The following is a 26,419-nucleotide window of genomic DNA, read 5'->3' as shown; positions in this document are numbered from 1 at the left end:
GGTGATGAACCCGCAGACGGGCGGCGGGTTCACCGTCTACGAGGAGGCGCGGGAGCTGCTCGACTGGGGGTTCGGGGCGGCCGGGCGGGTGGCGCCGGTCGGGTCGCTGGACGGGCTGCGGGTCACGCCGCGCCCGGCGTCCGTCCCGGTTCCCGTGGCCTCTCCCGTGGAACGCGGGCGCGGGTGGGCGGAGACGGGCGCCATCTCCGGTGCCGCGGCGCTCGGCGCGGGAGCGGTGGCCTTGGTGCTGCGGGTCAAAGGCGAGCCCGTGGACGGGAGTTGACCGACCGGCAGCCACAACAGCAGGCCGAGGGTGATCCAGGCGTAGGTGTTGCTGCCGAGGAACCCGTCGATGCCGGACGCGTCGTGGAACCACAGCCACACCACGCTGGTGCACAGCACCGCGTACAGGGCGCCCGCGATCCGCGGGTGTCCGGCGCGGACCAGGACGGCGAAGGACGGCAGCAGCCACACCAGGTGATGCACCCAGGTGATCGGGCTGACCAGACACGCGGTCAGGCCGGTGAGGGCGAACGCCGCCGGCCAGTCGTCGCAGGTGAGGGCGCGGCGGGTGCGGAGCGCCCAGACGCAGAGGACCAGCAGCACCGCCGCCGCCCAGACGGGACGGTCGGTCACGCCGAGGCGGGCGAGGACGCCCTGCAGGGACTGGTTGGAGACGTAGTCGAGACGACCCACCCGCTTGGTGTCCCACAGGGCCTCGGTCCAGTAGAAGCGCGAGGCGTTCGGAGCCACCAGGGCGGCGAGGCCGGTCGCCGCGCAGGTCACGACGGTGGCGAGGGCGGCGGCACGCCAGCGGCGGGCCAGCAGCAGCAGACCGATGAAGACGGCCGGGGTCAGTTTGATCGCGGCGGCCAGCCCGATCCCGACGCCCGCCCAGCGGTCCCGCGCGGTGCGCAGCAGCCAGGCGTCGACCAGGACGAGGGCCAACAGCAGCAGATTGACCTGCCCGAAGCTGAAGGTGTCGCGCAGGGGCTCGAACAGCGCGAGCACACAGGCGCCCAGGGCGCAGCCGTACCAGCCGTAGCGCCGCCACGCCCCCTCGGTCAGCAGGTGCACGATCAGCGCGAGCGCCGCCAGGTTGAGCAGCAGGGCGAGGGCGATCGCCGTGTGCAGGCCGATGAGGGACATCGGCAGCATGGCGACGGCGGCGAACGGCGGATAGGTGAAGCCGTAGGTCGTCCCCGGGACCTGGTAGTCGTAGAGCCGTCCACCGTCGTGGATCCAGGTGTTGACGGCACCGTAGTAGACGCGCAGGTCGAACCAGTCGCGCAGCAGGGGCACGGTCGCGGTGAAGGCCGTGACGGCGGCGGCGACGGCGAGGACCAGCAGCAGCCTGCCGCGGTCGGTGCGGGGCGGGGTCATGCGGTGTGTCCCAACACGGGTGCCTGGGCCGCCTGATGGGCCTGCCAGAGGACCACCACGGCCAGCACGCCCCCGGAGACCGCCAGCACCAGTTGCCCGGTGTCCACCGGGCCGCCGCTGGGCAGCGTGGCCAGCGCCAGCACGCCCGTGACGGCCGCCACCCGGTGCCGCACCGAGGTCGTGGGCGCCGCGGCGGCTATCAGGAACAGGCCCCACAGGGCGTACCAGGGCCGGATGGCCGGGCCGAAGGCGGCGACCGTGGCGAGGCTCAGGCCCAGCGCGTAGACCGGGCGGGGGCGCAGCCGCCACCATATGGCCGCTATCACCAGCACGGTGACGGCGAGACCGAGGACGTGCCAGACGGGCAGGGCGAGCGGCGCGAGGTCACTGCCGAGGTGTTCCAGCAGGGCGCCGGTGGCACGGCCGAGGAGACTGGTCAGCGCCCAGTTGTGCGCGGAGACCGGGGTGTCGAGGGCGCCTATCCAGCCGTACCCCGTTCCGGCGAGGGCCGTGGCCGCGACCGTGGTGGCCGCGGCGGCGGCACCGGTCGTCAGCACGGCCCTCGCCGGGTGTCGCCCCGCGCGTACCTGCAGGACCACCACAGCGGCGAGACCGAGCGCCGCGGGCGCCTTGACCAGCGCGGCGAGCGTCACGAGTACGGCCCCCAGGACCGGCCACCGGCCCAGCGCCGCCACCAGGCCGACGCCGAGCAGCCCGAGCATGATCGCGTCATTGTGGGCGCCGGCGACCAGGTGGAGCAGGACCAGCGGGTTGAGGGCGCCGAGCCAGAGCGCGGCGGCCGGGTCCGCGCCGCTGTGCCGCGCCAGCCGGGGCAGCGCCGCGGCCATGAGCGCGACGCCGAGCAGCGCCACCAGCCGCATCCCGACGAGACCGGCGGGGAGCTGGCCCCGGGTCAGGTCGGACAGGTGGGAGGCGACGGCGAGGAACACCGGGCCGTACGGCGCTCCGGTGTGCTGCCACAGCGGCGCGACCTCGTCGGCGAGCGGACCGCCGAGCTGGGCGGGTCCGTTGGCGTACACGTCGATGTGGGCGTCGACCATGGCGCCCTGGGCGAGATAGCTGTAGACGTCCCTGCTGAACAGGGGTGGCGCGATCAGCAGCGGTGCCGACCAGGTGGCGAGCACCAGCAGCAGTGAGCGCGGGCTGGGCGGCTCGGCGCCGCGCACCAGCCGGCCGAGCAGCACCCAGGCCGCTATGAGGATGACGACACCGAAGTAGACACCGACCAGCCCCAGCGCCGCGCGGACGTTGGCGGGGGCCAGCAGTTCCTGGACGGGAAGGGCGCCGGCCGTCTCACCGCCCAGCGCGAGGAAGGCGGTGCCGGCCAGGCCCAGGACCTGACAGCGGCGAAGATCGACGGGGAAAGCCATGGCCAACACTCGTTCAGCGTGTCAACGCCGGATGGCCGGAACTTGACGTGCCGCCTGCGGTCCGGGGACCTGCGTGTGACCGGCGTGTGATTGCCCCCTGAGACCGATGAGTTCGCCGCGTAGCACGTCCAGGACTTCCTCGCCGAGGTCACGGGAGCGGCGCAGGACCGGGTTCCCGGGGTGACCGGGGACTTCAGGGGGTCGGTCAGAACACCGACAGTCCGGTCAGGGTGGTGAAGCGGTCAAGGGCCGCGACGCCGGCCACGGAGTTGCCGCGCGAGTCGAGGCCGGGGCTCCACACGCACAGCGTGCAGCGGCCGGGCACGACGGCGATGACGCCACCGCCGACACCGCTCTTGCCGGGCAGGCCGACGCGGTAGGCGAAGTCGCCGGCCGCGTCGTACGTCCCGCAGGTCAGCATCACGGCGTTGACCTGCTTGGCCTGGCTGCGGGTGAGCAGCCGGGTGCCGTCGGCGCGGACGCCGTGGCGGGCCAGGAAGGTGGTGGCCAACGCGAGGTCAGCGCAGGAGGCGGTGATCGAGCACTGCCGGAAGTACTGGTCGAGCAGGACCGGTACGGGGTTGTCGATGTTGCCGTAGGACGCCATGAAGTGGGCGAGCGCGGCGTTGCGGTCGCCGTGCGCGGCCTCGGAGGCGGCTACGTCCTTGTCGAAGTCGAGGGCCGGGTTGCCGCTCTCGGAGCGCAGGAAACCCAGCAGTTCACCGGCCGCGTCCCCGGTACGGCTCTGCAGGCGGTCGGTGACGACGAGCGCGCCCGCGTTGATGAAGGGATTGCGCGGGATGCCGTTCTCGTACTCCAGCTGGACCAGGGAGTTGAAGGGGTTGCCGGAGGGCTCGCGGCCCACGTGCTCCCACAGTTCGTCGCCCTCGCGGGCCAGGTCGAGGGCGAGGGTGTAGACCTTGGTGATGGACTGCGTGGAGAACGGCTCGCGCCAGTCCCCCACGCCGTACACCGTCCCGTCCAGCTCCGCGACGGCCATGCCGAAGCGGCGCGGGTCGCAGGCGGCGAGCGCCGGGATGTAGTCGGCGGGCCGGCCGCGGTCCGGGGTGCGTTCGATCTCCTCGGCGATGCGCTCCAGGACCGGCTGGAAGGCGAAGGACGACGTCGTTGTCATGATCACTATTGTGCCTCCGCACGGTCCCGGCGCGTCGCCGCAGGTCAGGAACTACTGGTCAGGAGCTGCTGGTCAGACCAGGGGTGAGCCGCTGCCGGCGACGACCTCGGGCCGCAGCAGGTCGGCGAGCGTCTCGGCGGGCAACAGACCCTTCTCCAGGACGAGTTCGGCCACTCCCCGCCCGGTGACAAGGGCTTCCTTGGCGATGTCGGTGGCGGCCGTGTACCCGATGTGCGGGTTCAGGGCGGTCACCAGGCCGATGGAGTTCTCCACGGTCGCCCGCAGCGCCTCGGTGTTGGCGGTGATGCCGTCCACGCACCGCTCGGCGAGGGTGAGGCAGGCGCTCTGCAGATGGGTGACGGACTCCGACAGGGAGTGCAGGATGACCGGCTCGAAGGCGTTCAGCTGGAGCTGACCGGCCTCGGCGGCCATGGTGATGGTGACGTCGTTGCCGATCACCTCGAAGGCGACCTGGTTGACGACCTCGGGGATGACCGGGTTGACCTTGCCCGGCATGATGCTCGACCCGGCCTGCACCGGCGGCAGGTTGATCTCCCCGAGCCCCGCGCGCGGCCCGGACGACAGCAGCCGCAGGTCGTTGCAGCTCTTCGACAACTTGACGGCGATCCGCTTGAGCACGCCGGACATCTGGACGAACGCCCCGCAGTCCTGGGTCGCCTCGACCAGGTTGGCGGCGGTGACCAGGGGCAACCCCGTGATCGCCGCGAGATGGCGGCGGGCCGCCTCCGCGTATCCGGCCGGAGCATTGAGCCCGGTGCCGATGGCCGTGGCCCCGAGGTTGATCTCATGGATCAACTGGACGGCCTCGTCAAGACGGTGGCGGTCCTCGTCAATCATGACGGCATACGCGGAGAACTCTTGACCGAGCGTCATCGGCACCGCGTCCTGCAACTGTGTACGGCCCATCTTGAGCACATCGCGGAACTCGACGGCCTTACGGGCGAACGAGTCCTGCAGTACGGCCATCGCCTTGAGCAGTCCACGCACCGCGAACACCGTCGCTATCTTGACGGCGGTCGGGTAGACGTCATTGGTCGACTGCCCCAGGTTGACGTCCTCGTTGGGGTGCAGGAACCGGTACTGCCCCTTCCCGTGCCCCAGCAGCTCCAACGCCCGGTTGGCGACGACCTCGTTGGCGTTCATGTTGGTCGAGGTCCCCGCACCTCCCTGGATCACGTCGACGACGAACTGATCGTGCAACTTGCCGTCCCGGATCTCCCGACACGCCTCCACGATGGCGGCGGCCTTCTCCGGCGCCAGCAGCCCGAGTTCCTCGTTGGCGAGCGCCGCGGCTTCCTTGACGGCGGCCAGCGCGTCGATCAGATGGGGATAGGCGGAGATCGCAGTCCCGGTGATGGGAAAGTTCTCGGTGGCCCGCAGGGTGTGCACTCCCCAGTAGGCGTCGGCGGGAACGTCCCGGTCGCCGAGCAGATCGTGCTCGCTGCGGGTGACGGCGGTGGTCATGAGGGTACGGTTCCTCTTTCTGAGACACGGAAGTGAAGCGCCCCCGTAGGGGCGCGGGACGTCATTGATATGCGGCTACCGCCGCGTGGGCGCGACCAGCCCGATCCGGCCCGCAGTCGCGCGACCGCGTATCCGGCAGAGCCCTAGGCGCAAGCCGGCACGACAACCGGCTCCAACGAACGAACGGGCCGCACACACCCCACCGCTCGCCCGCCTCCGAGAAGCTCCTCCCCTTGGAACCGAACGAGCAGCCCGGGATCAACCCCGGCCCGCGCCAGCGCCGCCGCGGCCACAGGAACCCGCGCCCGGTTCGCCCCGTCCGCGATCTTCACGGCGACGGCCCGCCCGTCCGGCAGCGCGGCGACCTCAACGCCTTCGAACCCGTCCTTGGCGAGCAGTCCCGGCACGGCCGCCATCAGCGCGGCGACATCCCGCCCGGCACCCGACGCCATCTCGGGATGGGAACGCATCGCGTCGGCCACCCGGGCCTCCGGCGTGCCGGCGACGGCCGTGGTGATCCGCGCGGCGGCCCGCGCGAGACCGTGCAGCGAGACGGAGAAGAGAGGCGCCCCGCACCCGTCGACCGTCACCCGCGCGATCCGCTGCCCGGTGAGGTCCTCGACGATCTCGGCGATCGCCTGCTGCAGGGGGTGCGACGGGTCGAGGTACCCCTCGAGCGGCCAGTCGTTGAGCACGCACGTGTAGAGCATCGCCGCGTGCTTGCCGGAGCAGTTCTGGGCGAGCCGGGAGGGCGAACGCCCCTCCCGGACCCATATGTCCCGCACGGCCGGGCCGAACGGCATGTCCGGGACGTTGCGCAGAGCGTCCTCGGTGAGCCCGGCGAGTTCGAGGATCCGCCGGGTCCCGGCGAGGTGGCGTTCCTCGCCGGAGTGGCTGGCCGCCGTGAGGGAGAGCAGTTCGCCGTCGAGCGGCAGTCCTGCCCGGACCATGGCGACGGCCTGGACGGGCTTGAGGGCCGAGCGGGGGTAGAAGGCGGCCTCGATGTCGCCGAGCTGGAAGGCGACCTTCCCGTCGGTGCCGAGGACGACGACGGAACCGTAGTGGATGCCCTCGACGACCCCGCCGCGGATGAGGTGGGCGACGGGGGCGTGGAGGGGCTCGCGGATCTGGGGTGCGTCCGCGACGGAACTGCTGAACATCGCTGCCTCTTGTCAGGGAGCGGCGCGTGGGTCACGCGCCGGCTCCGGTCGATGTGTTCGATGTGTTCTGGGTGGTGGTGCGTCCGACGCGGCCGCGGATGCCGAACCATCCGCCGACCAGGGCTCCGACGATCAGCGGCAGGCACAGCACGGTGGTGCGGCCGGCGCCTCCGTCGGCGTACATGAGGACCAGGACGGAGGCGAGGAAGGCCAGCGTCACGAGTTCGGTCCAGGGGGAGCCCGGCAGCCGGTAGCCGGGGCGGGTCAGCTCGCCCTTCTGGGTCTTCCGCCAGAAGAGCAGGTGACAGACCATGATCATGCCCCAGGTGGAGAGGATGCCGATCGCCGCGAAGTTCAGGACGATCTCGAAGGCGTCCGCCGGGACGACGAAGTTGAGGCCGACACCCAGGACACAGATACCGCTGGTGAGCAGGATGCCGCCGTACGGGACCTGGCTGCGGCTCATCACGCGGGTGAACTTCGGCGCGGAGCCGGACATGGCCATGGAGCGCAGGATGCGGCCGGTGGAGTACAGGCCGGAGTTGAGCGAGGACATGGCCGCGGTGAGGACGACGAGGTTCATCACACCGCCGGCCGCGGGGATGCCGATGTTGGAGAGCACGGTCACGAAGGGGCTCTCGGCGGAGCTGTACTTGTTCCAGGGCAGCAGCATCGACAGCAGGACGACCGAGCCGACGTAGAAGAGGCCGACGCGCCACATGATCGAGTTGATCGCCTTGGGCATGATCTTCTCGGGGTTCTGGGTCTCACCGGCGGCGACGCCGACCAGTTCGACGGAGGCGTAGGCGAAGACGACGCCCTGGATGATCAGCAGCATGGGCAGCAGGCCGTTGGGGAAGACACCGCCGTTGTCGGTGATCAGGGCCGGGCCGGGGTGCGCGCCGTCGACGGGGTGCTGGGTGACCAGCAGGAAGATGCCGATGCACATGAAGACCACGAGGGCGCCGACCTTGACGATCGCGAACCAGAACTCCAGCTCACCGAAGATCTTGACGGAGATCAGGTTGACGGTCAGCACGACGGCGAGGGCGATCAATGCGATCAACCATTGGGGGATGTCGGAGAACATGCCCCAGTAGTGGGTGTAGGTGGCCACGGCGGTGATGTCGGCGATGCCGGTGGTCGCCCAGTTGAGGAAGTACATCCAGCCCGCGGTGTAGGCGCCCTTCTCGCCAAGGAACTCCCGGGCGTAGGAGACGAAGGCGCCGGAGGAGGGCCGGTACAGGACGAGTTCGCCGAGGGCGCGCACGACCAGGAAGGCGAAGACGCCGCAGACCGCGTAGGCGATGAACAGGGAGGGTCCGGCGTCGGCCAGCCGGCCGCCCGCGCCGAGAAAGAGGCCGGTGCCGATGGCGCCGCCGATGGCGATCATGTTGACGTGCCGGGACTTCAGGGACTTGCTGTAGCCCGCGTCTCCGGCGTCGACATGGCCAGAACGTTTCTGCACGCCCTCGTGCAGGGACTGCTCGTTCACGCCTCGGGTCCGCCTTCCGTGGATGGGTCCGTGCGCGCGGGGCGCACGATGTCGGTGAGGGTCGTCTCGACGCGGTCGAGGTGGTGCGCCATGGCGTCCACCGCGTCGAGTTCGGAACCGTCCATCAGCGCCTCGACGATCGCCCGGTGCTCGCGGTTGGACTGCTCGCGGCGTCCGCCCAGTTCGTTGAGGAAGGCCGACTGACGCGCCAGTGCGTCACGGATCTCCTCGATGACCCGGCGGAAGACCGGGTTCTGGGCGGCCTGGGCGACGGCGAGGTGGAACAGCGTGTCGAGGGCGACCCACGAGGTGGTGTCGGTCTCCCGCTCCATGCGCTCCAGCAGGTGCGTCAGGTGGTCCAGGTCCTCGGGCGTGCGGCGCTGGGCCGCGTAGCCCGCCACCGGGATCTCCACGTGGCGGCGCACCTCCAGCAGGTCGCTGGCCGCGTAGTCGCCGAAAGTGGGGTCCTCGACGGTGCTGGCGACGACGAAGGTGCCCTTGCCGGTCTTGGAGACGGTCAGGCCCATCGTCTGCAGTGCCCTGAGGGCTTCGCGCAGCACGGGCCGGCTGACCTCGAGGGTGCGGCACAGCTCGGCCTCGGAGGGCAGCTTGTCCCCCACCGCGTAGTCGCCGTTCTCGATGGCGGCACGCAGATGCCCGAGGACCGCTTCCATGGCGCTGACGCGCCGCGGACCCTGACTGGCTGTCTTGCTGTCTGACAGGTTCACGGGAGCGATCCTCCGGGTGACGTACGGGAGATGTCAAGGGCTGTGAAAAGAGAGATTCACGGGGCGCGGGGCCTGAATACGACCCCGCGCCCCGCCGCGGTCAGCTGCTCAGCGCGCCGTTGGCCAGCAGTCCGAGCAGCAGCACGCCGACGACGATCCGGTAGATGACGAAGGCGTTGAAGGAGTGCTTGGCGACGAACTTCAGCAGCCAGGCGATGGAGGCGTAGGCGACGACGAAGGAGACGCCCGTGCCGACGGCGAGAGGGGCCGCGCCCACGCCCGTGCCGAGGGCGTCCTTGAGCTCGTACAGGCCGGCGCCGGTGAGGGCGGGGATGCCGAGGAAGAAGGAGAGCCGGGTGGCGGCCACCCGGTCCAGGTCCAGGATCAGGGCCGTGGACATGGTGGCGCCGGAGCGGGAGAAGCCGGGGAAGAGCAGGGCGAGGATCTGCGAGCCGCCGACCAGCATCGCGTCCTTGAAGGTGGTGTCGTCCTCACCGCGCTTGTGCCGGCCCATCTGGTCCGCCGCCCACATCACACCACTGCCGACGATCAGCGAGGCGGCGACCACCCACAGGGAGGCGAGCGGACCCTCGATGAGCGGCTTGGCGGCCAGGCCCACGATCACGATCGGGATGGTCGCGTAGATGACCCACCAGGCGAACTTGTAGTCGTGGTGGTAGCGCTCCTCCTTGTGGACCAGCCCGCGGCCCCAGGCGGCACAGATCCGCACGATGTCCTTGAAGAAGTACAGGAGCACGGCCGCGATCGCGCCGACCTGGATGACGGCCGAGAAGCCGACGACGGCGTCATCGTCGACGGGGATGCTCATGAGCCCCTCGGCGATCTTCAGATGTCCGGTGGAGGAGACGGGAAGGAACTCGGTCAGCCCTTCCACGACTCCGAGGACGGCGGCCTGACCGACGTTGATGACGCTCATGGAATCCAGTTCTGAGAAGGTTGGTCGACAGTGCTGTAGACAGTCTTACTACGCGCGCGTGGGGTCACGTCACCCGGCCCACAGGGCCCGGGCGAGCGTCACCCCGACGAATGCCGCGCCGAGGCCCGCCGCCACACTCCCGACGACGTTGGCGGCAGCGTAGAGCCCCGCACCGGTCTCGGACAGGCGCAGGGTCTCGTACGAGAAGGTCGAGTACGTCGTCAGGGCCCCGCACAGACCCGTCCCCAGCAGCAGCTGCAGCCGGCCACCTGCGGCCCCCTCGGCCACCGCCCCGGTCAGCAGGCCCAGGATCAGGCAGCCGGAGACGTTCACCAGGAAGGTGCCCCAGGGGAAGACGGAGTCGTGCCGCGACTGGACCGCCCGGTCGGTCAGATAGCGCAGCGGGGCACCGATCACGGCGCCTGCGACGACCAACAGCCAGTTCACAACGACTTCTTACCCTTCGTGACCGTTTTGCCGGGTTCATCCGTTCGGCCGGCGTACCGGATGACCTCGCAGTCGTCGAGGATCACCAGACCCTCGTCGACGAGCTCGTCGAGCTGCGGCAGAAAGGCCCGGACCCGCTCCTCGGTGTCCACGACGACGATCGCGACCGGCAGGTCCTCGCTCATCGACAGCAGCCGCGAGGTGTGGATCAGTGAGGAGGCGCCGAAGCCCTCGATGCCGCGGAAGACGCTGGCGCCCGCGAGCCCGGCCGCGTGGGCGCGGTGCACGATCTCGGAGTAGAGGGGCTTGTGGTGCCAGGTGTCGTTCTCGCCGACGAAGACGGTCACGCGCAGGGCGCTGCCGGTCAGCCTCGTCATGGCTGCCTCCACTTCAGGACGCGGCGGGCCGCGGCCACCGCGAGCCAGACCGCCGACAGGGCCGCGAGCAGGGTCGCGGCGAGATAGGCCAGCCCGGTGCGGGGGTGGCCGGCGTCGACCAGTTTCTGGATGTCGACGGCGTAGGTCGAGAAGGTGGTGAAGCCCCCGAGCACGCCGGTGCCGAAGAAGGGGCGCACCAGGCGGTGGGCGGCCCACACGTCGGTGATGACGACCATGAAGACGCCGATCACGGCGCAGCCGACGACGTTGGTCCAGAGGGTCGCCCAGGGGAAGCCGCCGGGCTGGGTCGGCCACCACAGGGAGAGCGCGTACCGCCCGGTGGCGCCGATCGCGCCGCCGAGCGCGACCACCGCGACGACGGGCGCCTGGGCACGCCAGGCGGGCGGTCGCGGGGTACGGGGGCGGGCGCGCAGGCTCTCGGCTTCCGGGGCAGTCATGTCGTACGTCTCCTACTCGCCGGGGCCCGGGCGTGCGGGCGCCGCTCCGTCGCAAGTAGGGACCGTTGGCGGCACCACAGCCGCGGTTCGGGTACGGCGGGCCCCACCGCCGCGCCGCGAGGGGTCGCGGCCGGGCTACAGGGTAGCGCCCGGGCCGCGCCGAGGTCATTTCGGGGCCGGTCGCTCGCACACCGCCAGGCCCCGCTCCCACAGGCTGCCCAGGACCAGGTGGCCGGCGGCCTCGCAGACGCTGGTGACGAAGCGGTAGCCGGAGCGGCGGCGGGCGAGGTGGTGGACGATCCCGCCCCGGTCGTCGACCGCGAGGACGCCGACGGTGCCGGTGGGGCGGTAGGGGGCGTGGACGGCGACGCGGGCGGCGGCCTGGCGCACGGCCGGGGCGGCGCGGTGCAGCAGGTCGAGCGGGGGGACGCGCGGGCCGGCCAGGGAGACCCAGATGGGTCCGTCGGGGGCGGCGCGCCAGATGTTGTCGGGCATGCCGGGCAGGTTCTCGGTGAAGGGCTCACCGTGTCCGGCCCGCGGACCGGTGAGCCAGTAGCGGGTGAGGCGGCGGGCGCCGGTCTCGGCGACGACCAGGAAGGATTCGTCGCCGCTCAGCGCCAGTCCGTTGGCGAACTGCAGCCCCTCCATCAGCACTTCGGGGCGCTCGCTGCCGGGGGCCAGGCGCAGCAGCCGGCCGGTGCCGGTGTGTTCGACGATGTCGCCGATCCACTGGTCCAGGGGATAGCGGCGGCTGGAGACGGTGAAGCAGACGCTGCCGTCGGACAGGGCCACGACGTTGCTGCAGAAGCGGAGCCGCTCCCCCGCCACCGAGTCGGCGAGGATCCGGACGATGCCCTCGCGCAGATCGACCCGCAGCAGCCCCAGCTCGGCGTCGCACACCAACAGGACGTCGTCGGGAAGGAGTTCGAGGCCGAGGGGGCGGCCCCCGGTCTCGGCGAGCACCTCCACACGGGCCGGCCCCGGCTCGGTGAGACCGTCGACGCGCAGGATGCGGCCGTCCTCCACTCCGGTCAGCACCCGGCCGCGGGCGTCGGCGACGACGTCCTCCGGGCCCCGGCCGCCGATGGCGACGTACCGCAGCGGGACGAGTTCGGTGGCACGCTCCATGGAAAGCTCCTCGACGAGGTCGGACGGTTCACGCTGCCATGCGGACGACGGCACACCGGGTACCGCGTCACCCGATCAGGTTTACCTCCGGGGTTTCGGGGCCACTCTGGACATCGCCCCCAGTGTCCCCACCGGACCATGCGCGTAAAGGCGTACCGGAATCCAGAAGGGGTGGTCCCCATGTCACGGTCGGCCGCCTGGTGGCATCGGCTGGGGCTTGCCGAACTGCACCGGCGGGGCAAGGAGCTGGAGTTGCTCCACCGGGCCATGGGATTCGCGACCCTGGCCCTGGTCACGCTCGCACCGCTGCTGATCGTGGTCGCGGCGGCGGACCCGCTGGGGCACGGTGGGTTCGCGCTGTGGCTGGTGGACGGCATGGACCTGTCCGGCCGCTCCGCCCACGCGCTGACCAGCGTCTTCGGCCCGCCCAAGCGGGTCGTCAGCACCACCGGCGCCTGGAGCATCGCGCTGCTGGCCCTGTTCGGCCTGTCCTTCGCCTCCAGCGTGCAGAGCGGCTACGAGCGGATCTGGAAGCCGTACGCCGGTCCCTGGCACCGCCTCTGGCAGCAGGTGGTGTGGCTGGTCGTCCTGATGATGTACGTGTACGCGCAGGTGCAGACCCGGAACGTGCTGCAGGGACCGCCGCGCATCGTGCTCAGCGTGGCCATCGGGGTGCTGTTCTTCTGGTGGGGGCCGCACTTCCTGCTCCACCGCCAGGTGCAGTGGCGCCATCTGCTGCCCGGCGCCCTCGCGACCATGGCGGGCCTGGTGGGCCTGCGCTGGTTCTCCTACCTGGTGTTCACTCCCCTGCTGGTCACCAACGCGGTCAGCTACGGCCCCGTCGGCACGATCCTCGTCGTGGAGTCCTGGCTCGTCGGCGTCGGCTTCGTCGTGTACGGCGGCGCCCTGGTGGGGCGCCTGCTGTGTGAGCGCTTCGGGTACACGGACGAGCCCGAGGAGGAGGACGAGGAGGGCGAGGAGGAGCACGGCGAGTACCTCCCCCGCAGGAACCGAGCGTGAGGGGTGAGGGCCCGGCCGCTCCCCTGCGACCGGGCCCTCGGCTCGTCGGCTCAGCGGTGGCTGAACCAGCTCAAGGCCGATGTGGCCCTGTCGTTGTAGTCGAACAGCGCCTGGTTCTCCCAGCCGTTGCCGGAGGTGGAGTCGGCCGGGTCCCAGCCGTTGCCGGTGACCGCGGTCCAGGTGGCCTCCCAGTAGAAGACGCCCAGCCCCTTGTGGTCGGGGACCGCCTCCACGATGCCTGCGACCGCGTTCATCCACGCCAGCTGGCCCGCCTGGGTGGCCGGGTAGCCGGTGACCAGTTCACCGCTGGTGTCGATCTGGTTCTCCAGCGGGTCGTCCTGGGCCAGGGTGAAGGGGTAGGCCGTCTCGGCGACGAAGACCGGCTTGCCGTAGCGGGAGACCACGTCGTCGAGGGTGGTCTGCGCGGCGGCGAGCGAGCCGTGCCAGTAGCCGTAGTACGACAGGCCGATCACGTCGTAGTTGATGCCGTAGGTCTTGGCGTTGTCGAACCACCAGCGGACCGTGGAGTCGTCACCGGCGTTGGCCAGGTGCAGCGCGACCTGCGTGCCGGCGGAGACCGCCTTGACCGCGCCGTAGCCGGAGTTGAGCAGTCCGGCGAGCTGCGACCAGTTGTCGGTGGAGCCCTCGCTCCACAGGATGCCGCCGTTGATCTCGTTGCCGACCTGGACCATGTCGGCCGTGGTGCCCTGCGCCTTGAGCGCGCTCAGGACGTCGTAGGTGTGGTTGTAGACGTCGGTCTTCAGCTGGCTGTAGCCGTGGCCGGACCAGGCGGCGGGCTTGGTCTGCTTGCCCGGGTCGGCCCAGGTGTCCGAGTAGTGGAAGTCGATCAGCAGCTTCATGCCGGCGGCCTTGACGCGCTTGGCCATGGCCAGCACGCGGGTCTTGTTGTTGTAGCCGTCGGCCGGGTTGACCCACACCTTCAGGCGGGCGTAGTTCATGCCGGCGTTCTTCAGGATGGTGACCGCGTCGCCGGCGGTGCCGGAGCCGGTTCGGTAGACGCCGCCGAGTGCCTCGCTCTTGGCGAGGGAGGAGATGTCGGCTCCCTTGATCGACAGGCCGGTCGATCCGGATGTGAAGGTCAGGTCGTCAACATTGATCCAGTTGCCCGCGTTCGCGTCACTGTTGATGCTGACGGTGCACTGGTTGTCGGTCACCTTGATCGACGTGACGATGCGGACCCAACTGCTGGTGGACACCGGCAGGTCCGTGCGCTGCTCCGGACTGCCGCAGTTCTTCAGGGCGATGTAGGCGGAGTTCTGCCCACCGCTGGAGCGGACCCAGGCGGTCAGCGTGTAACTGCCGTTAGCCAGCCCCGACAGGTACTGGTAGGTCTCCACCTTGTACGCGGAGGACGAGTAGTGGGACAGGCGGTAACCGCCGCTGTGACCACCGGACTCGGTGTACGAGGCGCCGGTGTCGCCGTACTCGGACCAGCCGGCCGGGGTGGCCACGCCCGCGCCGTCGGACTCGAAGCCGCCGTTGGTCAGCGTGCTCGCGGCGTGCGCGGTGGTGGCCGGCAGGGCGATGAGGGCGAGCCCGGCCACGAGCGGCAGCAGCAGGGCCCGTAGTGTGCGTCTGGGATGGAACATCGTCGTCCGTCGTCCCTTCGACGTGATGGGGATGGGGCGTCCCCTCCAGTGGGGGTTTCCCCGATGGGGTTCCTTCCGGTGGCACCCGGAGGGAGAGCCCCTCCGCCCACGGCTCTCGTGGCACACGCGGGCGGAGGGGAGTCGGCTCAGCCGTCGAGTCGCACGACCCGAACGGCCCCGGCGGGCACCTCCAGGCGGCCCGCGGCGCGCTCACCGGTCAACAACTCGGTGCCGTGCCCCTCCAGCGGCACCTTCGCGTCGGACGCGGTGTGGTTGATCGCGAACAGGTGGCTGCCCGACTCGCCGGTGCGGCGCACCACTTCCACATCGCGCGGCAGATCCGCGCGCGGGCCCACACCGGCGTCCTCGATCGCCCATCCCAGCAGGGCGTCCAGGCCCTCGGCGCCCAGCCGGGTGGAGACGTACCAGGCGGTGCCCTCGCCTAGACGGTTGCGGGTGACGGCCGGATGGCCCGCGGTCAGGCCGTCGGCGTAGGTCCACACGGTCTCCGCGCCGCGCGGCACCACGAACTCCGTCCACACGTCCCCGGCGAGCTCGGAGCCGTCCGGACCGGTGATCCGCGTCGACTGCCCCGGCAGCAGCGGCGAGAACTCCTCGACCGTCAGACCGAGGACGTCCCGCAACGCGCCCGGGTAGGCGCCCTCGTGCACGGCGTCGTGCTCGTCGACGATGCCGGAGAAGTACGACACGACGAGGGTGCCGCCGTGTCCGACATACTCCCTGAGGTTGTTCCCTGCCGCCTCCGTCATCAGGTACAGGGCCGGTACGACGACAAGGGGATATCTCGACAAGTCGGCTTCCGGGTGGGCGAAGTCGACCGTGAGGTGGCGGTCGTAGAGCACCTCGTAGAAGGCGTCGGCGCGCTCGCGCGGGTCGTGGTCCGCACTGGGCCGCCAGGCGAGGTTCTGCGCCCACCAGGACTGCCAGTCCCACACGACGGCCACGTCGGCCTCGGTACGGGTGCCGCGGACCGTGCTCAACGAGTCCAGGGAAGCGCCGAGTTCGACGACCTCGCGCCACACGCGCGTGTCCGTGCCGCCGTGCGGGAGCATCGCCGAGTGGAACTTCTCGGCGCCGCGCCGGGACTGGCGCCACTGGAAGAACATCGCGCCGTCGGAACCGCGGGCCACGTGGGCCAGGGAGTTGCGGGCCATCTGCCCGGGGGCCTTGGCGGGGTTGCGGGGCTGCCAGTTGACGCCCGAGGTGGAGTGCTCCAGCAGCAGCCAGGGCGCGCCGGCGGCGACGGAGCGGGTGAGGTCGGCGGCCATCGCGAGGTTGACGTGGGTGCGGCGGCCGTCGGTGATCAGGTAGTGGTCGTTGGTGACCAGGTCGACCTCGCGGCCCCAGGCCCAGTAGTCGACGGAGTCGCACTGGCTGAGGGCGGTCATGAAGTTGGTGGTGACCGGGACGCCGGGTGAGAGGCGGTGCAGGATGTCCCGCTCCATGACGAAGTTCTCTCGCATGGTGGCGTCGGCGAAGCGCTTGTAGTCCAGAGCCTGAGCGGGGTTGACGGCCGTGGGGGTGGCGCGCGGCGGGTTGATCTCGCCGAAGGAGGCATAGCGCTGACCCCAGAAGGCGGTCCCCCAGGCCTCGTTGACGGCGTCCACGCTCTCGTACGTCGCCTCGAGCCAGCGGCGGAAGTGGGCGGCGCAGGAGTCGCAGTAGCAGGCCGAGACCGGGACGCCGTACTCGTTGTGCACGTGCCACAGCGCGAGGGCCGGGTGGTCGCCGTAACGCTCGGCGAGGCGGGTGGTGATGTCCGCGGCGGCGGCTCGGTAGTCGGCGTTGCTGTGACAGATGGCGGCGCGGGAGCCGAACTCGTAGCGCACGCCCTGGTCCGTCACCGGCAGCGCGTCGGGGTGGGCCCGGTAGAACCAGGCCGGCGGGCAGACGGTGGGCGTCCCCAGGTCGACGCGTATGCCGTTGGCGTGCAGCAGCTCCAGCAGGCGGTCGAGCCAGCCGAAGTCGTACACCCCGGGTGAGGGTTCCAGCAGTGCCCAGGAGAAGATCCCGGCGCTCACCATCGTCACCCCGGCCTCCCGCATCAGCCGGACGTCCTCCTGCCAGACGCTTTCCGGCCACTGCTCGGGGTTGTAGTCCCCGCCGAAGGCGAGCCTGGTGAGGCCCCGTGGGGTGGTCTCCGGCATTGGATCTCTCCCGATGTGTCGATCATTTGGGAACGTGCACACACAGCGGCGGCGGTGTGAGCCCAACATAACCGCACAGCAACAACCATTGACAAGTGTCCGGGATGTTTCTCTACTGTGAACGCTCACAGAGCAGCATGACAGGTCCCCGCGCCAGGCGGGGACCGGCTCATGTGATGCGCATGGCAGGTTCCCGCACCGGGCGGGGACCCAGGTCAGGGGAGAGATCCATGCCCAACACGAAGCGCCGTCGCCTCGTGGCCACTTCCGTCGCCGTCGCCCTCGGCGCCACCGCACTCGCCGCCTGCGGCTCCTCCAACGACGACAGCAAGGCCGAGCCCGGCCCGGTGACGCTGACGTACTGGACCTGGACGCCCGGCATGGACAAGGTCGTCGACCTCTGGAACAAGGGCCCGGGCAAGAAGGACCAGATCACGGTCACGGTGAAGAAGCAGGCGTCCGGCGACTCGCTGGTCACCAAGATCCTCACCGCGCACAAGGCGAAGAAGGCACCCGACCTGGTCCAGGCGGAGTACCAGGCACTGCCCACCCTGGTCAGCAACGACGCACTGGCCGACATAGCGAAGGACGTCGGCGACGCCAAGAGCAAGTTCGCCGACGGCGTCTGGCAGCAGACCACCCTCGGCACCGACGCCGTCTACGCCGTCCCCCAGGACATCGGCCCGATGATGTTCTACTACCGCGCCGACCTCTTCAAGAAGTACGGCCTGAAGGTGCCCACCACCTGGGACGAGTTCGCCCAGGTGGCACGCGACCTCAAGAAGAAGGCCCCGGACAAGGACCTCACCACCTTCTCCGCCAACGACTCCGGCCTCTTCGCGGGCCTCGCCCAGCAGGCCGGCGCCAAGTGGTGGACCACCTCGGGCGACGAGTGGAAGGTCGGCATCGACGACGCCGCCACCCAGAAGGTCGCCAAGTTCTGGGGCGGCCTCGTCAAGGAGGGCGCCATCGACAACCAGCCGATGTACACCCCCGCCTGGAACAAGGCGCTCGACACCGGCAAGCAGATCGCCTGGGTCTCCGCCGTGTGGGCCCCCGGCACCCTGACCACCGCCGCACCCGACACCAAGGGCAAGTGGGCCATGGCCCCGCTCCCCCAGTGGTCCGCCGGCCAGAACGTCACCGGCAGCTGGGGCGGCTCCTCCACCGCCGTCACCACCGACTCCGCCCACAAGGCCGCCGCCGCCAAGTTCGCCGCGTGGCTCAACACCGACGGCACCGCACTGGAGGCCCTCGCCAAGGATAGCGGCATCTACCCCGCCGCCACCAACGCCCAGACCAGCGGCGCCTTCGCCACTCCCCCGGCCTACTTCGCCAACCAGCCGGACTTCTACACCAAGGCCGCCGAGATCGCGAAGACCACCGCACCCTCCGCCTGGGGCCCCAACGTGAACGTCGCCTACACCACCTTCAACGACGCCTTCGGCGCCGCCGCCAAGAACAAGTCGGACTTCGTCGCCGCCCTGAACACCATGCAGGACGCCACCGTCGCCGACCTGAAGAAGCAGGGCTTCGAGGTCTCCCAGTGACCACCGCCGCCCGCCGGAGGCCGTACGGGGTCAAGGGGGCCCCGTATGCCTTCCTCCTCCCCGCCGCGATCCTCTTCGCCCTGTTCTTCGCGCTGCCCATCGGCTACGCCCTCTATCTCAGCTTCCGCAAGGTGCACGTCTCCGGCCTCGGCCTGGGCTCCGGCGCCCGCAACGAGGTCTGGGCCGGCCTGGAGAACTACACCGACGCCCTCACCGACGGCGACCTGACCCACGGCGCGCTGCGCGTCCTCGGCTACGGCTGCATCGTCGTCCCCGTGATGCTCGGCCTCGCCCTCCTCTTCGCGCTCATGCTCGACTCCGAGAAGGTCCGCCTCGCCCCCTTCACCCGGCTCGCGATCTTCCTGCCGTACGCCATCCCCGGCGTCGTCGCCGCGCTGATGTGGGGCTTCCTGTACCTGCCCGACGTCAGCCCGTTCTACTACCTGCTCGACAAACTGCACCTGCCGCAGCCCGACCTCCTCGACGGCGGCCCGCTCTACCTCGCCATGTCCAACATCGCGGTCTGGGGCGGCACCGGCTTCAACATGATCGTCATCTACACCTCGCTCCGCTCGATCCCCGCCGAGGTCCACGAGGCGGCGAAACTGGACGGCGCGAGCCCGCTGCAGATCGCACTGCGCGTCAAGATCCCGATGGTGTCGCCCTCCCTGGTGCTCACCTTCTTCTTCTCGATCATCGCGACCCTCCAGGTGTTCAACGAGCCCACCACCCTCAAGCCGCTCACCAACTCCCTGCCCCTGACCTGGAGTCCGCTGATGACCGTCTACCAGGACGCGTTCCGCAAGGGCGACATCTACCAGGCCGCCGCCGAGGCCGTCATCATCGCCATCGCCACACTCGCCCTGTCCTTCGGCTTCCTGCGGGCCGCGAACCGCCGCCAGAAGCAGGAGGCACGATGAGCTCCCTCGCCGTCCAGAAGATCCCCTCGGCGGCCGGCACCACCGGCGCCGCCCAGGACCGCCCCCCACTGCGCCGCCGCATCGCGCTCGTCCCCACCGTCACCCTGCTGATCGGGGCGATCTACACCCTCCTGCCGGTCGCCTGGGTCGTCATCGCCTCCACCAAGTCCGGCCGCGAACTGTTCTCCACCTTCACCTTCCTGCCCGGCACCGGCTTCGCCGACAACATCAGACAGTTGAGCGCCTACCGCGACGGCGTCTACTGGAAGTGGATGGGCAACTCCGCCCTCTACGCCGGACTCGGCGCCCTCATGTCGACCTGCGTCTCGGCCTTCAGCGGCTACGCACTGGCCGCCTACCGCTTCCGCGGCCGCGAGACGATCTTCAACGTCCTGCTCGCCGGCGTCCTGATGCCGCCGATCATCCTCGCCATCCCCCAGTACCTCCTCCTGGCGAAGGCGGACCTCACGGACTCCTACCTCTCGGTACTCCTCCCGCAGATCCTCTCCCCCTACGGCGTCTACCTCGCCCGCATCTACGCCACCGCCGCCGTACCGGCCGACGTGGTCGAGGCCGGCCGCATGGACGGGGCGGGCGAATGGCGGATCTTCACCCGGGTCGCCCTGCCCATGATGGTGCCCGGCCTGGTCACGGTGTTCCTGTTCCAGTTCGTGGCCGTGTGGAACAACTTCCTGCTCCCGTACATCATGCTCAGCGACGACGAGAAGTTCCCGATCACCCTGGGCCTCTACACCCTCCTCGAACAGGGCTCCAACCAGCCGGCCCTCTACACCCTGGTGATCACAGGTGCGTTCCTGGCGGTCATCCCCCTGATCGCCCTCTTCCTGGTCATCCAGAGATTCTGGAGCCTTGATCTGCTCTCCGGGGCCGTAAAGTCATGACCTTGACTTCTCCCTCTCGCGGACGAGGGGGCTCTCACCGCTCGCGCTGTGAGGGTTTCTGCTTCACCGCCGACTGCCCGCCCGGAGTTAACCGTTGAGGTCTTACACCAGCTCCACAGACAGACACCGCCAGCCCGGCGGCCAGAAGGTTCTTCGCCGCGTTCACGTCCCGGTCATGGACCGTCCCGCACCCGCACGTCCAGGCGCGGACGGCCAGCGGCATGGTGTCGGTAACGGCGCCGCACACGGAGCACATCCGGCTGGATGGGAAGAAGCGGTCCACTGCGATCACCTGGCGCCCGTACCAGGCGGCCTTGTACTCCAGCATGCTCCGGAACTCCGCCCATCCCGCGTCGCCGATGGCACGGGCCAGGCTGCGATTCCTGACCATGTCCCGCACAGCCAGATCCTCGATCACGAGCGTTTGGTTGTCACGCACGAGCCGAGTGGTGAGTTGGTGCAGATGATCCCGGCGCCGATCGGCGATCCGGGCATGGATCCGTGCGACCGCCCTCCGGGCCTTGGCCCGGTTGGCGCCCTCCCCCTTGGCCTTGCGGGCGAGCGACCGCTGGGCCTTGACGAGGCGAGCGCGATCCCGGTGCTCGTACCGAGGGTTGGCGATCTTCTCGCCCGTGGAGAGGGTCAGCAGGTGCTCGAGGCCGACATCGATACCAACCGCACAGCCGTTCGCCGGCAGCGGGGTGATGGCCGTATCGACGCACAGCAGGGACACGAACCAGCGTCCCGAGCCGTCCTGGGACACGGTCACGGTGGACGGCACCACGCCCTCGGGCAAGGGCCGGGACCAGACGATCGCCAGGGGCTCGGTCATCTTCGCCAGGGTGAGCTTCCCGTCCCTGTAACGGAACGCGCTCGCGGTGTACTCGGCCGCCTTCCGCGACCGCTTCTTCGACTTGAACCGCGGGTACCGGGCCCGTTTCTCGAAGAAGTTGACGAAGGCTGTTTGCAGATGCCGCAGCGTCTGCTGCAACGGAACCGACGCCACTTCTCTCAGGTAGGACAGCTCTTCGGTCTTCTTCCATGCCGTGAGCAGGGCCGAGGTGGCGGCGTAGCCCACGTGCTCACCGTGCGCCGAGGCCTCGGCGCGGGCGGCGAGGGCCAGGTTGTAGACCTTGCGCACACACCCGAAGGTGCGCGACAGCTCGGCCGCCTGCCCCTGGGTCGGGTAGAAGCGATACTTGAAGGCACGCTTCAGCGGTGCGGAAGTCATCGTTCGCAAACTATGGCATCGCCTCATCCTTACCCGCAGCGAGACGAGGTGACGGGATGAGCAGCACGGGGGGCCGGCGGAGGCCGCCGACCATTCATGATGTGGCGCGTGAGGCCGGGGTTTCGCGGGGGACCGTCTCTCGGGTGCTCAACGGTGGGCACTATGTCAGCCCGGCCGCGCAGGAGGCGGTCAACGCCGCGATCCGTAAGACGGGTTACGTGGTCAACCGGCACGCCCGTTCGCTGATCACCGGGCGTTCGGACTCGGTCGGGTTTCTGCTGACGGAGCCCCAGGAGCGGTTCTTCGAGGATCCCAACTTCAATGTCCTGCTCAGTGGTTGCACGCAGGCGCTGGCGGCGCACGACATCCCGTTGCTGCTGATGCTGGCGGGCACCAAGGACGAACGGCGGCGTATCACGCGGTACATCACCGCCGGGCATGTGGACGGGGTACTGCTGGTCTCCAGTCATTCCGGGGACCCGGTCGCGGAGGAGCTGCGCAAGGCGGGGGTGCCGCTGGTGCAGTGCGGCAAGCCCATGGGGCCGGGTTCGAAGGTGAGTTACGTGGCGGCGGACGACCGGGACGGGGCCCGGGACATGGTGCGCCATCTGCTGTCCCTGGGGCGTCGGCGCATCGGCATGGTCACCGGTCCGCTGGATCTGCCCGGTGGTGTGGACCGTCTCGCCGGTTACCGGGAGGTGCTGACGGAGGCCGGCATCGAGATCGACGAGCGGCTCGTCGTCTCCGGTGACTACAGCCGGGCCAGCGGTGACGCGGGCACCGAGCGGCTGCTGGCGCAGGCCCCGGACATGGACGCCGTGTTCGTGGCCTCGGACCTGATGGCGCAGGGGGCGCTCGCGGCGCTGCGCCGGGCGGGCCGTCGGGTGCCCGAGGACGTCGCCGTGGGCGGCTTCGACGACTCCAGCGCGGCCACGGAGGCCACTCCCGCCCTCACCACGATCCGTCAGCCCTACGACCGCATCAGCGCCGAGATGGTGCGGGTGCTGCTGGCGCAGATCGGGGGCGAGGACGCGGCGGCGGTGATCCTGCCGACGGAGCTGGTGAAGCGGGACTCGACGTAACGTCGCGAACGGGCCCCCGGTGTGCCGGTCGCTTCGCATACTGAGGGCCATGGCCCTCTACGACTCGCTCGGTACGACGTACGGCCTGACCCGGCGGCCGGACCCGCGGATCGCCGCGCGGGTCCACGCCGCGCTCGGGGACGCCACGGACGTGGTGAACGTGGGGGCCGGTACCGGTTCCTACGAGCCGGCGTGCACCGTGCTCGCGGTGGAGCCGAGCCGGGTGATGGTGGGCCAGCGGCCGCCCGGTTCCGCCCCGGCGGTGCGCGCGGTCGCCGAGCGTCTGCCGTTGCGGGACGGTGCCGCCGACGCGGTGATGGCGCTGCTGACCGTCCACCACTGGAGTGATCCGGCGGCCGGGGTCGCCGAGCTGTGCCGGGTCGCCCGGCGCCGGATCGTGGTGCTGACCTGGGACCAGGAGGTCTTCCGCGAGCGGTTCTGGCTGGTGCGCGAGTACCTTCCCGAGGTCGCCGTCTTCGACGACGCCCGGGCCCTTCCCGTCGACCGGCTGGCCGCCTGGCTGGGCGGGGCGCGTCAGGAGCCCGTGCCGGTCCCGTACGACTGCACGGACGGCTTCGGGGCCGCTTTCTGGCGTCGGCCGCACGCCTACCTCGATCCGCGGGTGCGGGCCGGTGTCTCCCTGCTGGCCCAGACGGGCGAGGACGTCCTGGCGCCCGGGCTGGCGAAGCTCGCCGCAGATCTGTCCTCGGGTCGCTGGCACGCCCGGCACGCGGATCTGCTCGCCCGGGACAGCGTCGACGTCGGCTACCGGCTGCTGGTGGCGGAGCGCTGAGCCCCCCTCGGCGCAACCGGTCAGGATCCGAGAAGCCACAGCCCGCTCCCCCGCCCTAGCGTGAAACCACCGACGGAAACCCGTCGGACCACCGGACACGGAGGAGCCCGTCATGACTGCCGGCCTGAAGACCATCATCTACCCCGTCAAGGACATCAACCGGGCGAAGGCCGTCTTCAGCGCCCTGCTGGAGGTGGAGCCGTACGCCGACGAGCCCTACTACGTCGGTTTCAAGGACGCCGGGCAGGACGTCGGACTGGACCCCAACGGTCACGCCCAGGGCCTGACCGGGCCGGTGCCGTACTGGCACGTGACCGACATCCGCGGGCGGCTGGCCGCGCTGGTGGAGGCCGGTGCGGAGATCGTGCAGGACGTCCGGGACGTCGGCAACGGCCGGCTGATCGCCTCGCTCAAGGACACGGACGGCAATCTGATCGGTCTGCTCGAGGACCCGGCCGCCTGACGACCGCCGCGCCGCATGCACCCGCTCCGCATGCACCGGCGCTGCATGCACCCGCATTGGTTGCACACTCAACGAATGGCTCATTCGGTGTTACCGTGCGGGTATGGCAGCGAAGACGGCCGGGGCCGGGCTCGAGGAGAAGTGGCGGGACATCCTGTCCGTGCACGCGCGCACGATGTGCGAGATCGACCGGGTGCTGCACCCGCACGGCCTGGGCGCGAGCGATTTCGAGGTGCTCGACCTCCTCGCGTCCGAGGCACCCCGGGAGGGTGACCAGTGCCGGGTGCAGAACCTGGTCGGCCGGGTCCATCTCAGCCAGAGCGCGCTGTCCCGGCTCATCGGACGGCTGGAGAAGGACGGTCTGCTGGAGCGCTCCGTGTGCGTGGAGGACCGGCGCGGCGTGTATGTCACGCTCACCCACAAGGGCCGCGACCTGCACGCCGAGGTTCTGCCCCTGCAACGGGCGGCGCTTCAGCGCATGTTGGGCTGAAACCCGCCCGTCTCACGCCCCGTCGGGGGCGCAGCCGCGCAGGGTGAAGGCGATCACCTCGTCCAGACCGTGCTCGTGAACCTCCGGGGGCAGATGCCCGGTGGCCGCGAGCTCGGCGTATCCGTGCAGGGCCGCGAAGATCGGCACGCCCACGCGCTCCAGTTCCCCCTTGCGGACCTCACCGCGGCGCTGCCCTTCGTCGATCACCCGCTCGAGGAGTTCCGACCAGCGCCGGGTCGCCTCGACCAGCTCCGCGGAGGCCTCGGGGGCGTGCTTGAGCGCGTACATCAGCTCCAGGAGCGCGGGATTGTCCAGCGCGAAACCGACGTACGCCCGGAACATCGCTTCGAGGCGCTCCGCGAACGCCTCCCCGGTGTCCTCCTGTGACGCCTCCAGTGTCTCGCGCAGCCGCTCGAAGCCGACTCGTGCCAGGGCGTCCAGCAGTGCCTGCTTGTCCTTGAAGTGGCGGCTGGGCGCGGCATGGCTGACGCCCAGGTCGCGGGCGAGTTCCCGGAGCGACAGTGCGGTGGGCCCCTTCTCCCGCAGCGTCTCCTCGGCGCGGGTCAGCAGCGCGGCGCGCAGGTCTCCGTGGTGGTAGCTGCGTGTGCGGGTGTGCATGGCCGTCAGTGTACCGGTCATGTTTATTCCGCCTACATTGTTGCCATCGTCAGCTTTGTTGTCGGCGACAGCATTGTTGGCGTCGCCACCATTGTTGGCATTGACAGCATTGTTGGCAACGCCTACATTCGATGCCATGACTACTGCATCCAGCAAGTGGAACGTCACCGACATCCCCGACCAGACCGGCCGCACCGCCGTCGTCACCGGCGCCAACAGCGGACTCGGCATCGCCACCGTCGAGGCACTCGCCGGTGCGGGCGCGCACGTGGTGCTCGCCGTACGGGACCCCCGGCGCGGCGCGGCCGCGGCGGCGGGCGTACACGGCAGCGTGGAGGTCCGCAGGCTCGACCTCGCCGATCTCGCCTCCGTGCGCGAGTTCGCCGCCGGCTGGCAGGGTGACCTGGACCTGCTCGTCAACAACGCCGGTGTCATGAACATCCCCGAATCCGCCACGAAGGACGGCTTCGAGACGCAGTTCGGCACCAATCATCTGGGCCACTTCGCCCTGACGAACCTGCTGCTGCCGCACATCACCGACCGGGTGGTGACCGTCTCCTCCGGCGCCCACCGGATGCCGGGCAGCCCCCGTATCCACTTCGACAACCTCAACCTCAGCGGCGAATACGCCCCGATGAAGGCCTACAGCCAGTCCAAGCTGGCCAACCTGCTGTTCACCCTGGAACTCCAGCGCCGCCTGACCGAGAGCGGCTCGGCCGTACGTGCCACGGCCGCGCACCCGGGCTGGGCCGCCACCAACCTCCAGAGCCACGACGGCAGCGTCCTGCGCCGTCTGTTCATGCGGGTCGGCAACCGCTTCGTCGCCCAGGACAACAAGGCAGGCGCCCTGCCCACGCTCTACGCCGCCGTCCAGGACCTGCCCGGTGCGAGCTACGTCGGACCGGACGGTCTCGGCGAGATGCGCGGCGCCCCCACCCTGGTGGGCCGCTCGGCGGCGGCCAGCGACCCCTCGGCCGCGCGCCGGCTGTGGACCGTCTCCGAGGAACTGACCGGCGTCACCTTCCCGCTGTCGGCCGCCGCCACCGCCGGGGCACGTCCGTGATCGGTCTGCTCGCCGCCATGTTCGTTCTCGGCCTCCTCTGCCTCGCCACCGCGGTCGCCTTCTGACGCCGTCACCCGGCTCAGCCGGCCGGAGGCAGCTCGCGCCGCCCCTCGCCGGGTCTGCGGTCCGCGGGACGGCGCGGCGGAACGGGCGTCGAGTCGAAGTCGCGCGGCCCGGTCCACAGCGCGGGCACGGCGTCGCAGCGGCGGCACAGCTCGTAGGCGATGGCCTCGTAGTTGACGCGCCAGCCGTGGAAGTGCGGCCAGGCCTCCTCGGTGGGGCGTTCGGCGCGGAAACCCGCCGCCTCCAGCATGGCCGCCGCGGCCTCGAACTCCACATACGTCAGCCGGATGTGGGCGTCCGGGGCGGGGTCGGGGTCGAAGGG

General features: G+C 70.3%; 25 protein-coding genes and 1 pseudogene. 9 read left to right on the top strand and 17 right to left on the bottom strand.

Features of this window, described 5'->3' with window-relative positions:
- Positions 1 to 36: 36 nt before the first annotated feature.
- The 12 genes from GRC12_RS45235 to GRC12_RS01020 form a co-directional block, all read right to left on the bottom strand.
- Positions 37 to 1,383, bottom strand: a complete 1,347-nt coding sequence (locus GRC12_RS45235) for a glycosyltransferase 87 family protein (protein ID WP_244371866.1) — start codon at positions 1,381 to 1,383, stop codon at positions 37 to 39.
- Entirely contained in the window at positions 1,380 to 2,774 is a 1,395-nt protein-coding gene (gene mptB / locus GRC12_RS01070) for a polyprenol phosphomannose-dependent alpha 1,6 mannosyltransferase MptB (RefSeq protein WP_208776692.1), read from the bottom strand. The genes GRC12_RS45235 and mptB overlap by 4 nt, the downstream gene beginning before the upstream one ends.
- Before the next feature lie 205 nt (positions 2,775 to 2,979).
- Positions 2,980 to 3,909 (bottom strand): glutaminase, encoded by a 930-nt coding sequence (locus tag GRC12_RS01065; RefSeq protein WP_208776691.1) that lies wholly within the window; start codon positions 3,907 to 3,909, stop codon positions 2,980 to 2,982.
- A 72-nt stretch (positions 3,910 to 3,981) separates the two neighbouring features.
- A complete protein-coding gene (aspA, locus tag GRC12_RS01060) occupies positions 3,982 to 5,394 on the bottom strand; it encodes an aspartate ammonia-lyase (protein WP_208776690.1) in 1,413 nt (470 codons plus the stop codon).
- Positions 5,395 to 5,537: 143 nt separating this feature from the next.
- Positions 5,538 to 6,554 (bottom strand): asparaginase, encoded by a 1,017-nt coding sequence (locus tag GRC12_RS01055; protein WP_208776689.1) that lies wholly within the window; start codon positions 6,552 to 6,554, stop codon positions 5,538 to 5,540.
- Positions 6,555 to 6,585: 31 nt separating this feature from the next.
- Complete coding sequence (locus GRC12_RS01050; RefSeq protein WP_208776688.1) at positions 6,586 to 8,049, bottom strand: amino acid permease; 1,464 nt, start codon at positions 8,047 to 8,049, stop codon at positions 6,586 to 6,588.
- Positions 8,046 to 8,723, bottom strand: coding sequence for a FadR/GntR family transcriptional regulator (locus tag GRC12_RS01045; RefSeq protein ID WP_208776755.1), 678 nt, complete (start codon positions 8,721 to 8,723; stop codon positions 8,046 to 8,048). Before GRC12_RS01045 ends, GRC12_RS01050 begins: the two co-directional genes overlap by 4 nt.
- A gap of 154 nt (positions 8,724 to 8,877) precedes the next feature.
- The gene (locus GRC12_RS01040) at positions 8,878 to 9,714 is read right to left on the bottom strand and encodes an undecaprenyl-diphosphate phosphatase (RefSeq protein WP_208776687.1); all 837 of its coding nucleotides are present in this window, start codon (positions 9,712 to 9,714) and stop codon (positions 8,878 to 8,880) included.
- A 69-nt stretch (positions 9,715 to 9,783) separates the two neighbouring features.
- A complete protein-coding gene (crcB, locus tag GRC12_RS01035; protein ID WP_208776686.1) occupies positions 9,784 to 10,161 on the bottom strand; it encodes a fluoride efflux transporter CrcB in 378 nt (125 codons plus the stop codon).
- Positions 10,158 to 10,538, bottom strand: coding sequence for a DUF190 domain-containing protein (locus tag GRC12_RS01030; protein ID WP_208776685.1), 381 nt, complete (start codon positions 10,536 to 10,538; stop codon positions 10,158 to 10,160). Before GRC12_RS01030 ends, crcB (GRC12_RS01035) begins: the two co-directional genes overlap by 4 nt.
- Positions 10,535 to 10,996 carry a fluoride efflux transporter CrcB gene (gene crcB, locus GRC12_RS01025; protein ID WP_208776684.1) on the bottom strand — a complete coding sequence of 154 codons (462 nt, stop codon included), beginning with the start codon at positions 10,994 to 10,996 and terminating at the stop codon, positions 10,535 to 10,537. The genes GRC12_RS01030 and crcB (GRC12_RS01025) overlap by 4 nt, the downstream gene beginning before the upstream one ends.
- Before the next feature lie 165 nt (positions 10,997 to 11,161).
- Positions 11,162 to 12,124: an SMP-30/gluconolactonase/LRE family protein gene (locus GRC12_RS01020; protein WP_208776683.1), complete on the bottom strand. Its 963-nt coding sequence runs from the start codon at positions 12,122 to 12,124 to the stop codon at positions 11,162 to 11,164.
- A 180-nt stretch (positions 12,125 to 12,304) separates the two neighbouring features.
- On the opposite strand from GRC12_RS01020, the gene GRC12_RS01015 reads away from it, so the two are divergent.
- Complete coding sequence (locus GRC12_RS01015; RefSeq protein ID WP_244371865.1) at positions 12,305 to 13,144, top strand: ribonuclease BN; 840 nt, start codon at positions 12,305 to 12,307, stop codon at positions 13,142 to 13,144.
- A 50-nt stretch (positions 13,145 to 13,194) separates the two neighbouring features.
- Here the strand turns inward: GRC12_RS01015 and GRC12_RS01010 are convergent, their stop codons facing one another.
- Positions 13,195 to 14,754: a glycosyl hydrolase 53 family protein gene (locus GRC12_RS01010; RefSeq protein ID WP_208776682.1), complete on the bottom strand. Its 1,560-nt coding sequence runs from the start codon at positions 14,752 to 14,754 to the stop codon at positions 13,195 to 13,197.
- Between the two features lie 146 nt (positions 14,755 to 14,900).
- A complete protein-coding gene (locus GRC12_RS01005; protein ID WP_208776681.1) occupies positions 14,901 to 16,922 on the bottom strand; it encodes a beta-galactosidase in 2,022 nt (673 codons plus the stop codon).
- 230 nt (positions 16,923 to 17,152) lie between these two features.
- Between GRC12_RS01005 and GRC12_RS01000 the strand changes: the two genes are divergently transcribed.
- The 3 genes from GRC12_RS01000 to GRC12_RS00990 are packed head-to-tail and all read left to right on the top strand — an operon-like array spanning position 17,153 to position 20,294.
- Complete coding sequence (locus GRC12_RS01000; RefSeq protein ID WP_208776680.1) at positions 17,153 to 18,472, top strand: ABC transporter substrate-binding protein; 1,320 nt, start codon at positions 17,153 to 17,155, stop codon at positions 18,470 to 18,472.
- Complete coding sequence (locus GRC12_RS00995; protein WP_208776679.1) at positions 18,469 to 19,392, top strand: carbohydrate ABC transporter permease; 924 nt, start codon at positions 18,469 to 18,471, stop codon at positions 19,390 to 19,392. The genes GRC12_RS01000 and GRC12_RS00995 overlap by 4 nt, the downstream gene beginning before the upstream one ends.
- On the top strand, positions 19,389 to 20,294 hold the full coding sequence (locus tag GRC12_RS00990; RefSeq protein ID WP_208776678.1) for a carbohydrate ABC transporter permease: 906 nt from the start codon (positions 19,389 to 19,391) through the stop codon (positions 20,292 to 20,294). The genes GRC12_RS00995 and GRC12_RS00990 overlap by 4 nt, the downstream gene beginning before the upstream one ends.
- 34 nt (positions 20,295 to 20,328) lie before the next feature.
- On the opposite strand, the gene GRC12_RS00985 is transcribed toward GRC12_RS00990, so the two are convergent.
- Positions 20,329 to 21,525, bottom strand: coding sequence for an RNA-guided endonuclease InsQ/TnpB family protein (locus GRC12_RS00985; protein WP_208776677.1), 1,197 nt, complete (start codon positions 21,523 to 21,525; stop codon positions 20,329 to 20,331).
- A 56-nt stretch (positions 21,526 to 21,581) separates the two neighbouring features.
- On the opposite strand from GRC12_RS00985, the gene GRC12_RS00980 reads away from it, so the two are divergent.
- From GRC12_RS00980 to GRC12_RS00965, 4 genes are all read left to right on the top strand, one after another.
- Positions 21,582 to 22,607, top strand: coding sequence for a LacI family DNA-binding transcriptional regulator (locus GRC12_RS00980; protein ID WP_208776676.1), 1,026 nt, complete (start codon positions 21,582 to 21,584; stop codon positions 22,605 to 22,607).
- A gap of 49 nt (positions 22,608 to 22,656) precedes the next feature.
- On the top strand, positions 22,657 to 23,400 hold the full coding sequence (locus GRC12_RS00975; RefSeq protein WP_208776675.1) for a class I SAM-dependent methyltransferase: 744 nt from the start codon (positions 22,657 to 22,659) through the stop codon (positions 23,398 to 23,400).
- 112 nt (positions 23,401 to 23,512) lie between these two features.
- Complete coding sequence (locus tag GRC12_RS00970; protein WP_208776674.1) at positions 23,513 to 23,863, top strand: VOC family protein; 351 nt, start codon at positions 23,513 to 23,515, stop codon at positions 23,861 to 23,863.
- 103 nt (positions 23,864 to 23,966) lie between these two features.
- Positions 23,967 to 24,353 carry a MarR family winged helix-turn-helix transcriptional regulator gene (locus GRC12_RS00965; protein ID WP_208776673.1) on the top strand — a complete coding sequence of 129 codons (387 nt, stop codon included), beginning with the start codon at positions 23,967 to 23,969 and terminating at the stop codon, positions 24,351 to 24,353.
- A gap of 12 nt (positions 24,354 to 24,365) precedes the next feature.
- Here the strand turns inward: GRC12_RS00965 and GRC12_RS00960 are convergent, their stop codons facing one another.
- Positions 24,366 to 24,971: a TetR/AcrR family transcriptional regulator gene (locus GRC12_RS00960; RefSeq protein WP_208776672.1), complete on the bottom strand. Its 606-nt coding sequence runs from the start codon at positions 24,969 to 24,971 to the stop codon at positions 24,366 to 24,368.
- 136 nt (positions 24,972 to 25,107) lie between these two features.
- Between GRC12_RS00960 and GRC12_RS00955 the strand changes: the two genes are divergently transcribed.
- Positions 25,108 to 26,034 carry an oxidoreductase gene (locus GRC12_RS00955; protein ID WP_208776671.1) on the top strand — a complete coding sequence of 309 codons (927 nt, stop codon included), beginning with the start codon at positions 25,108 to 25,110 and terminating at the stop codon, positions 26,032 to 26,034.
- 79 nt (positions 26,035 to 26,113) lie between these two features.
- Here the strand turns inward: GRC12_RS00955 and GRC12_RS00950 are convergent.
- A pseudogene (locus GRC12_RS00950) lies at positions 26,114 to 26,419 on the bottom strand (hypothetical protein); the annotation flags it as partial.

Source organism: Streptomyces griseorubiginosus (genome assembly GCF_017614965.1).
Classification (GTDB): Bacteria; Actinomycetota; Actinomycetes; order Streptomycetales; family Streptomycetaceae; genus Streptomyces; species Streptomyces griseorubiginosus_B.
Note: the sequence above shows the minus strand (reverse complement) of the source record. Positions and strands in the feature narration are given on the sequence as shown.

Bases quoted from the DNA above. Each gene is read 5' to 3' on its own strand.
- GRC12_RS45235 (WP_244371866.1), bottom strand. From the start codon at position 1,383: ATGACCCCGCCCCGCACCGACCGCGGCAGGCTGCTGCTGGTCCTCGCC.
- mptB (WP_208776692.1), bottom strand. From the start codon at position 2,774: ATGGCTTTCCCCGTCGATCTTCGCCGCTGTCAGGTCCTGGGCCTGGCC.
- GRC12_RS01065 (WP_208776691.1), bottom strand. From the start codon at position 3,909: ATGACAACGACGTCGTCCTTCGCCTTCCAGCCGGTCCTGGAGCGCATC.
- aspA (WP_208776690.1), bottom strand. From the start codon at position 5,394: ATGACCACCGCCGTCACCCGCAGCGAGCACGATCTGCTCGGCGACCGG.
- GRC12_RS01055 (WP_208776689.1), bottom strand. From the start codon at position 6,554: ATGTTCAGCAGTTCCGTCGCGGACGCACCCCAGATCCGCGAGCCCCTC.
- GRC12_RS01045 (WP_208776755.1), bottom strand. From the start codon at position 8,723: ATGGAAGCGGTCCTCGGGCATCTGCGTGCCGCCATCGAGAACGGCGAC.
- GRC12_RS01040 (WP_208776687.1), bottom strand. From the start codon at position 9,714: ATGAGCGTCATCAACGTCGGTCAGGCCGCCGTCCTCGGAGTCGTGGAA.
- GRC12_RS01030 (WP_208776685.1), bottom strand. From the start codon at position 10,538: ATGACGAGGCTGACCGGCAGCGCCCTGCGCGTGACCGTCTTCGTCGGC.
- crcB (WP_208776684.1), bottom strand. From the start codon at position 10,996: ATGACTGCCCCGGAAGCCGAGAGCCTGCGCGCCCGCCCCCGTACCCCG.
- GRC12_RS01020 (WP_208776683.1), bottom strand. From the start codon at position 12,124: ATGGAGCGTGCCACCGAACTCGTCCCGCTGCGGTACGTCGCCATCGGC.
- GRC12_RS01015 (WP_244371865.1), top strand. From the start codon at position 12,305: ATGTCACGGTCGGCCGCCTGGTGGCATCGGCTGGGGCTTGCCGAACTG.
- GRC12_RS01010 (WP_208776682.1), bottom strand. From the start codon at position 14,754: ATGTTCCATCCCAGACGCACACTACGGGCCCTGCTGCTGCCGCTCGTG.
- GRC12_RS01005 (WP_208776681.1), bottom strand. From the start codon at position 16,922: ATGCCGGAGACCACCCCACGGGGCCTCACCAGGCTCGCCTTCGGCGGG.
- GRC12_RS01000 (WP_208776680.1), top strand. From the start codon at position 17,153: ATGCCCAACACGAAGCGCCGTCGCCTCGTGGCCACTTCCGTCGCCGTC.
- GRC12_RS00990 (WP_208776678.1), top strand. From the start codon at position 19,389: ATGAGCTCCCTCGCCGTCCAGAAGATCCCCTCGGCGGCCGGCACCACC.
- GRC12_RS00985 (WP_208776677.1), bottom strand. From the start codon at position 21,525: ATGACTTCCGCACCGCTGAAGCGTGCCTTCAAGTATCGCTTCTACCCG.
- GRC12_RS00980 (WP_208776676.1), top strand. From the start codon at position 21,582: ATGAGCAGCACGGGGGGCCGGCGGAGGCCGCCGACCATTCATGATGTG.
- GRC12_RS00975 (WP_208776675.1), top strand. From the start codon at position 22,657: ATGGCCCTCTACGACTCGCTCGGTACGACGTACGGCCTGACCCGGCGG.
- GRC12_RS00970 (WP_208776674.1), top strand. From the start codon at position 23,513: ATGACTGCCGGCCTGAAGACCATCATCTACCCCGTCAAGGACATCAAC.
- GRC12_RS00965 (WP_208776673.1), top strand. From the start codon at position 23,967: ATGGCAGCGAAGACGGCCGGGGCCGGGCTCGAGGAGAAGTGGCGGGAC.
- GRC12_RS00960 (WP_208776672.1), bottom strand. From the start codon at position 24,971: ATGCACACCCGCACACGCAGCTACCACCACGGAGACCTGCGCGCCGCG.
- GRC12_RS00955 (WP_208776671.1), top strand. From the start codon at position 25,108: ATGACTACTGCATCCAGCAAGTGGAACGTCACCGACATCCCCGACCAG.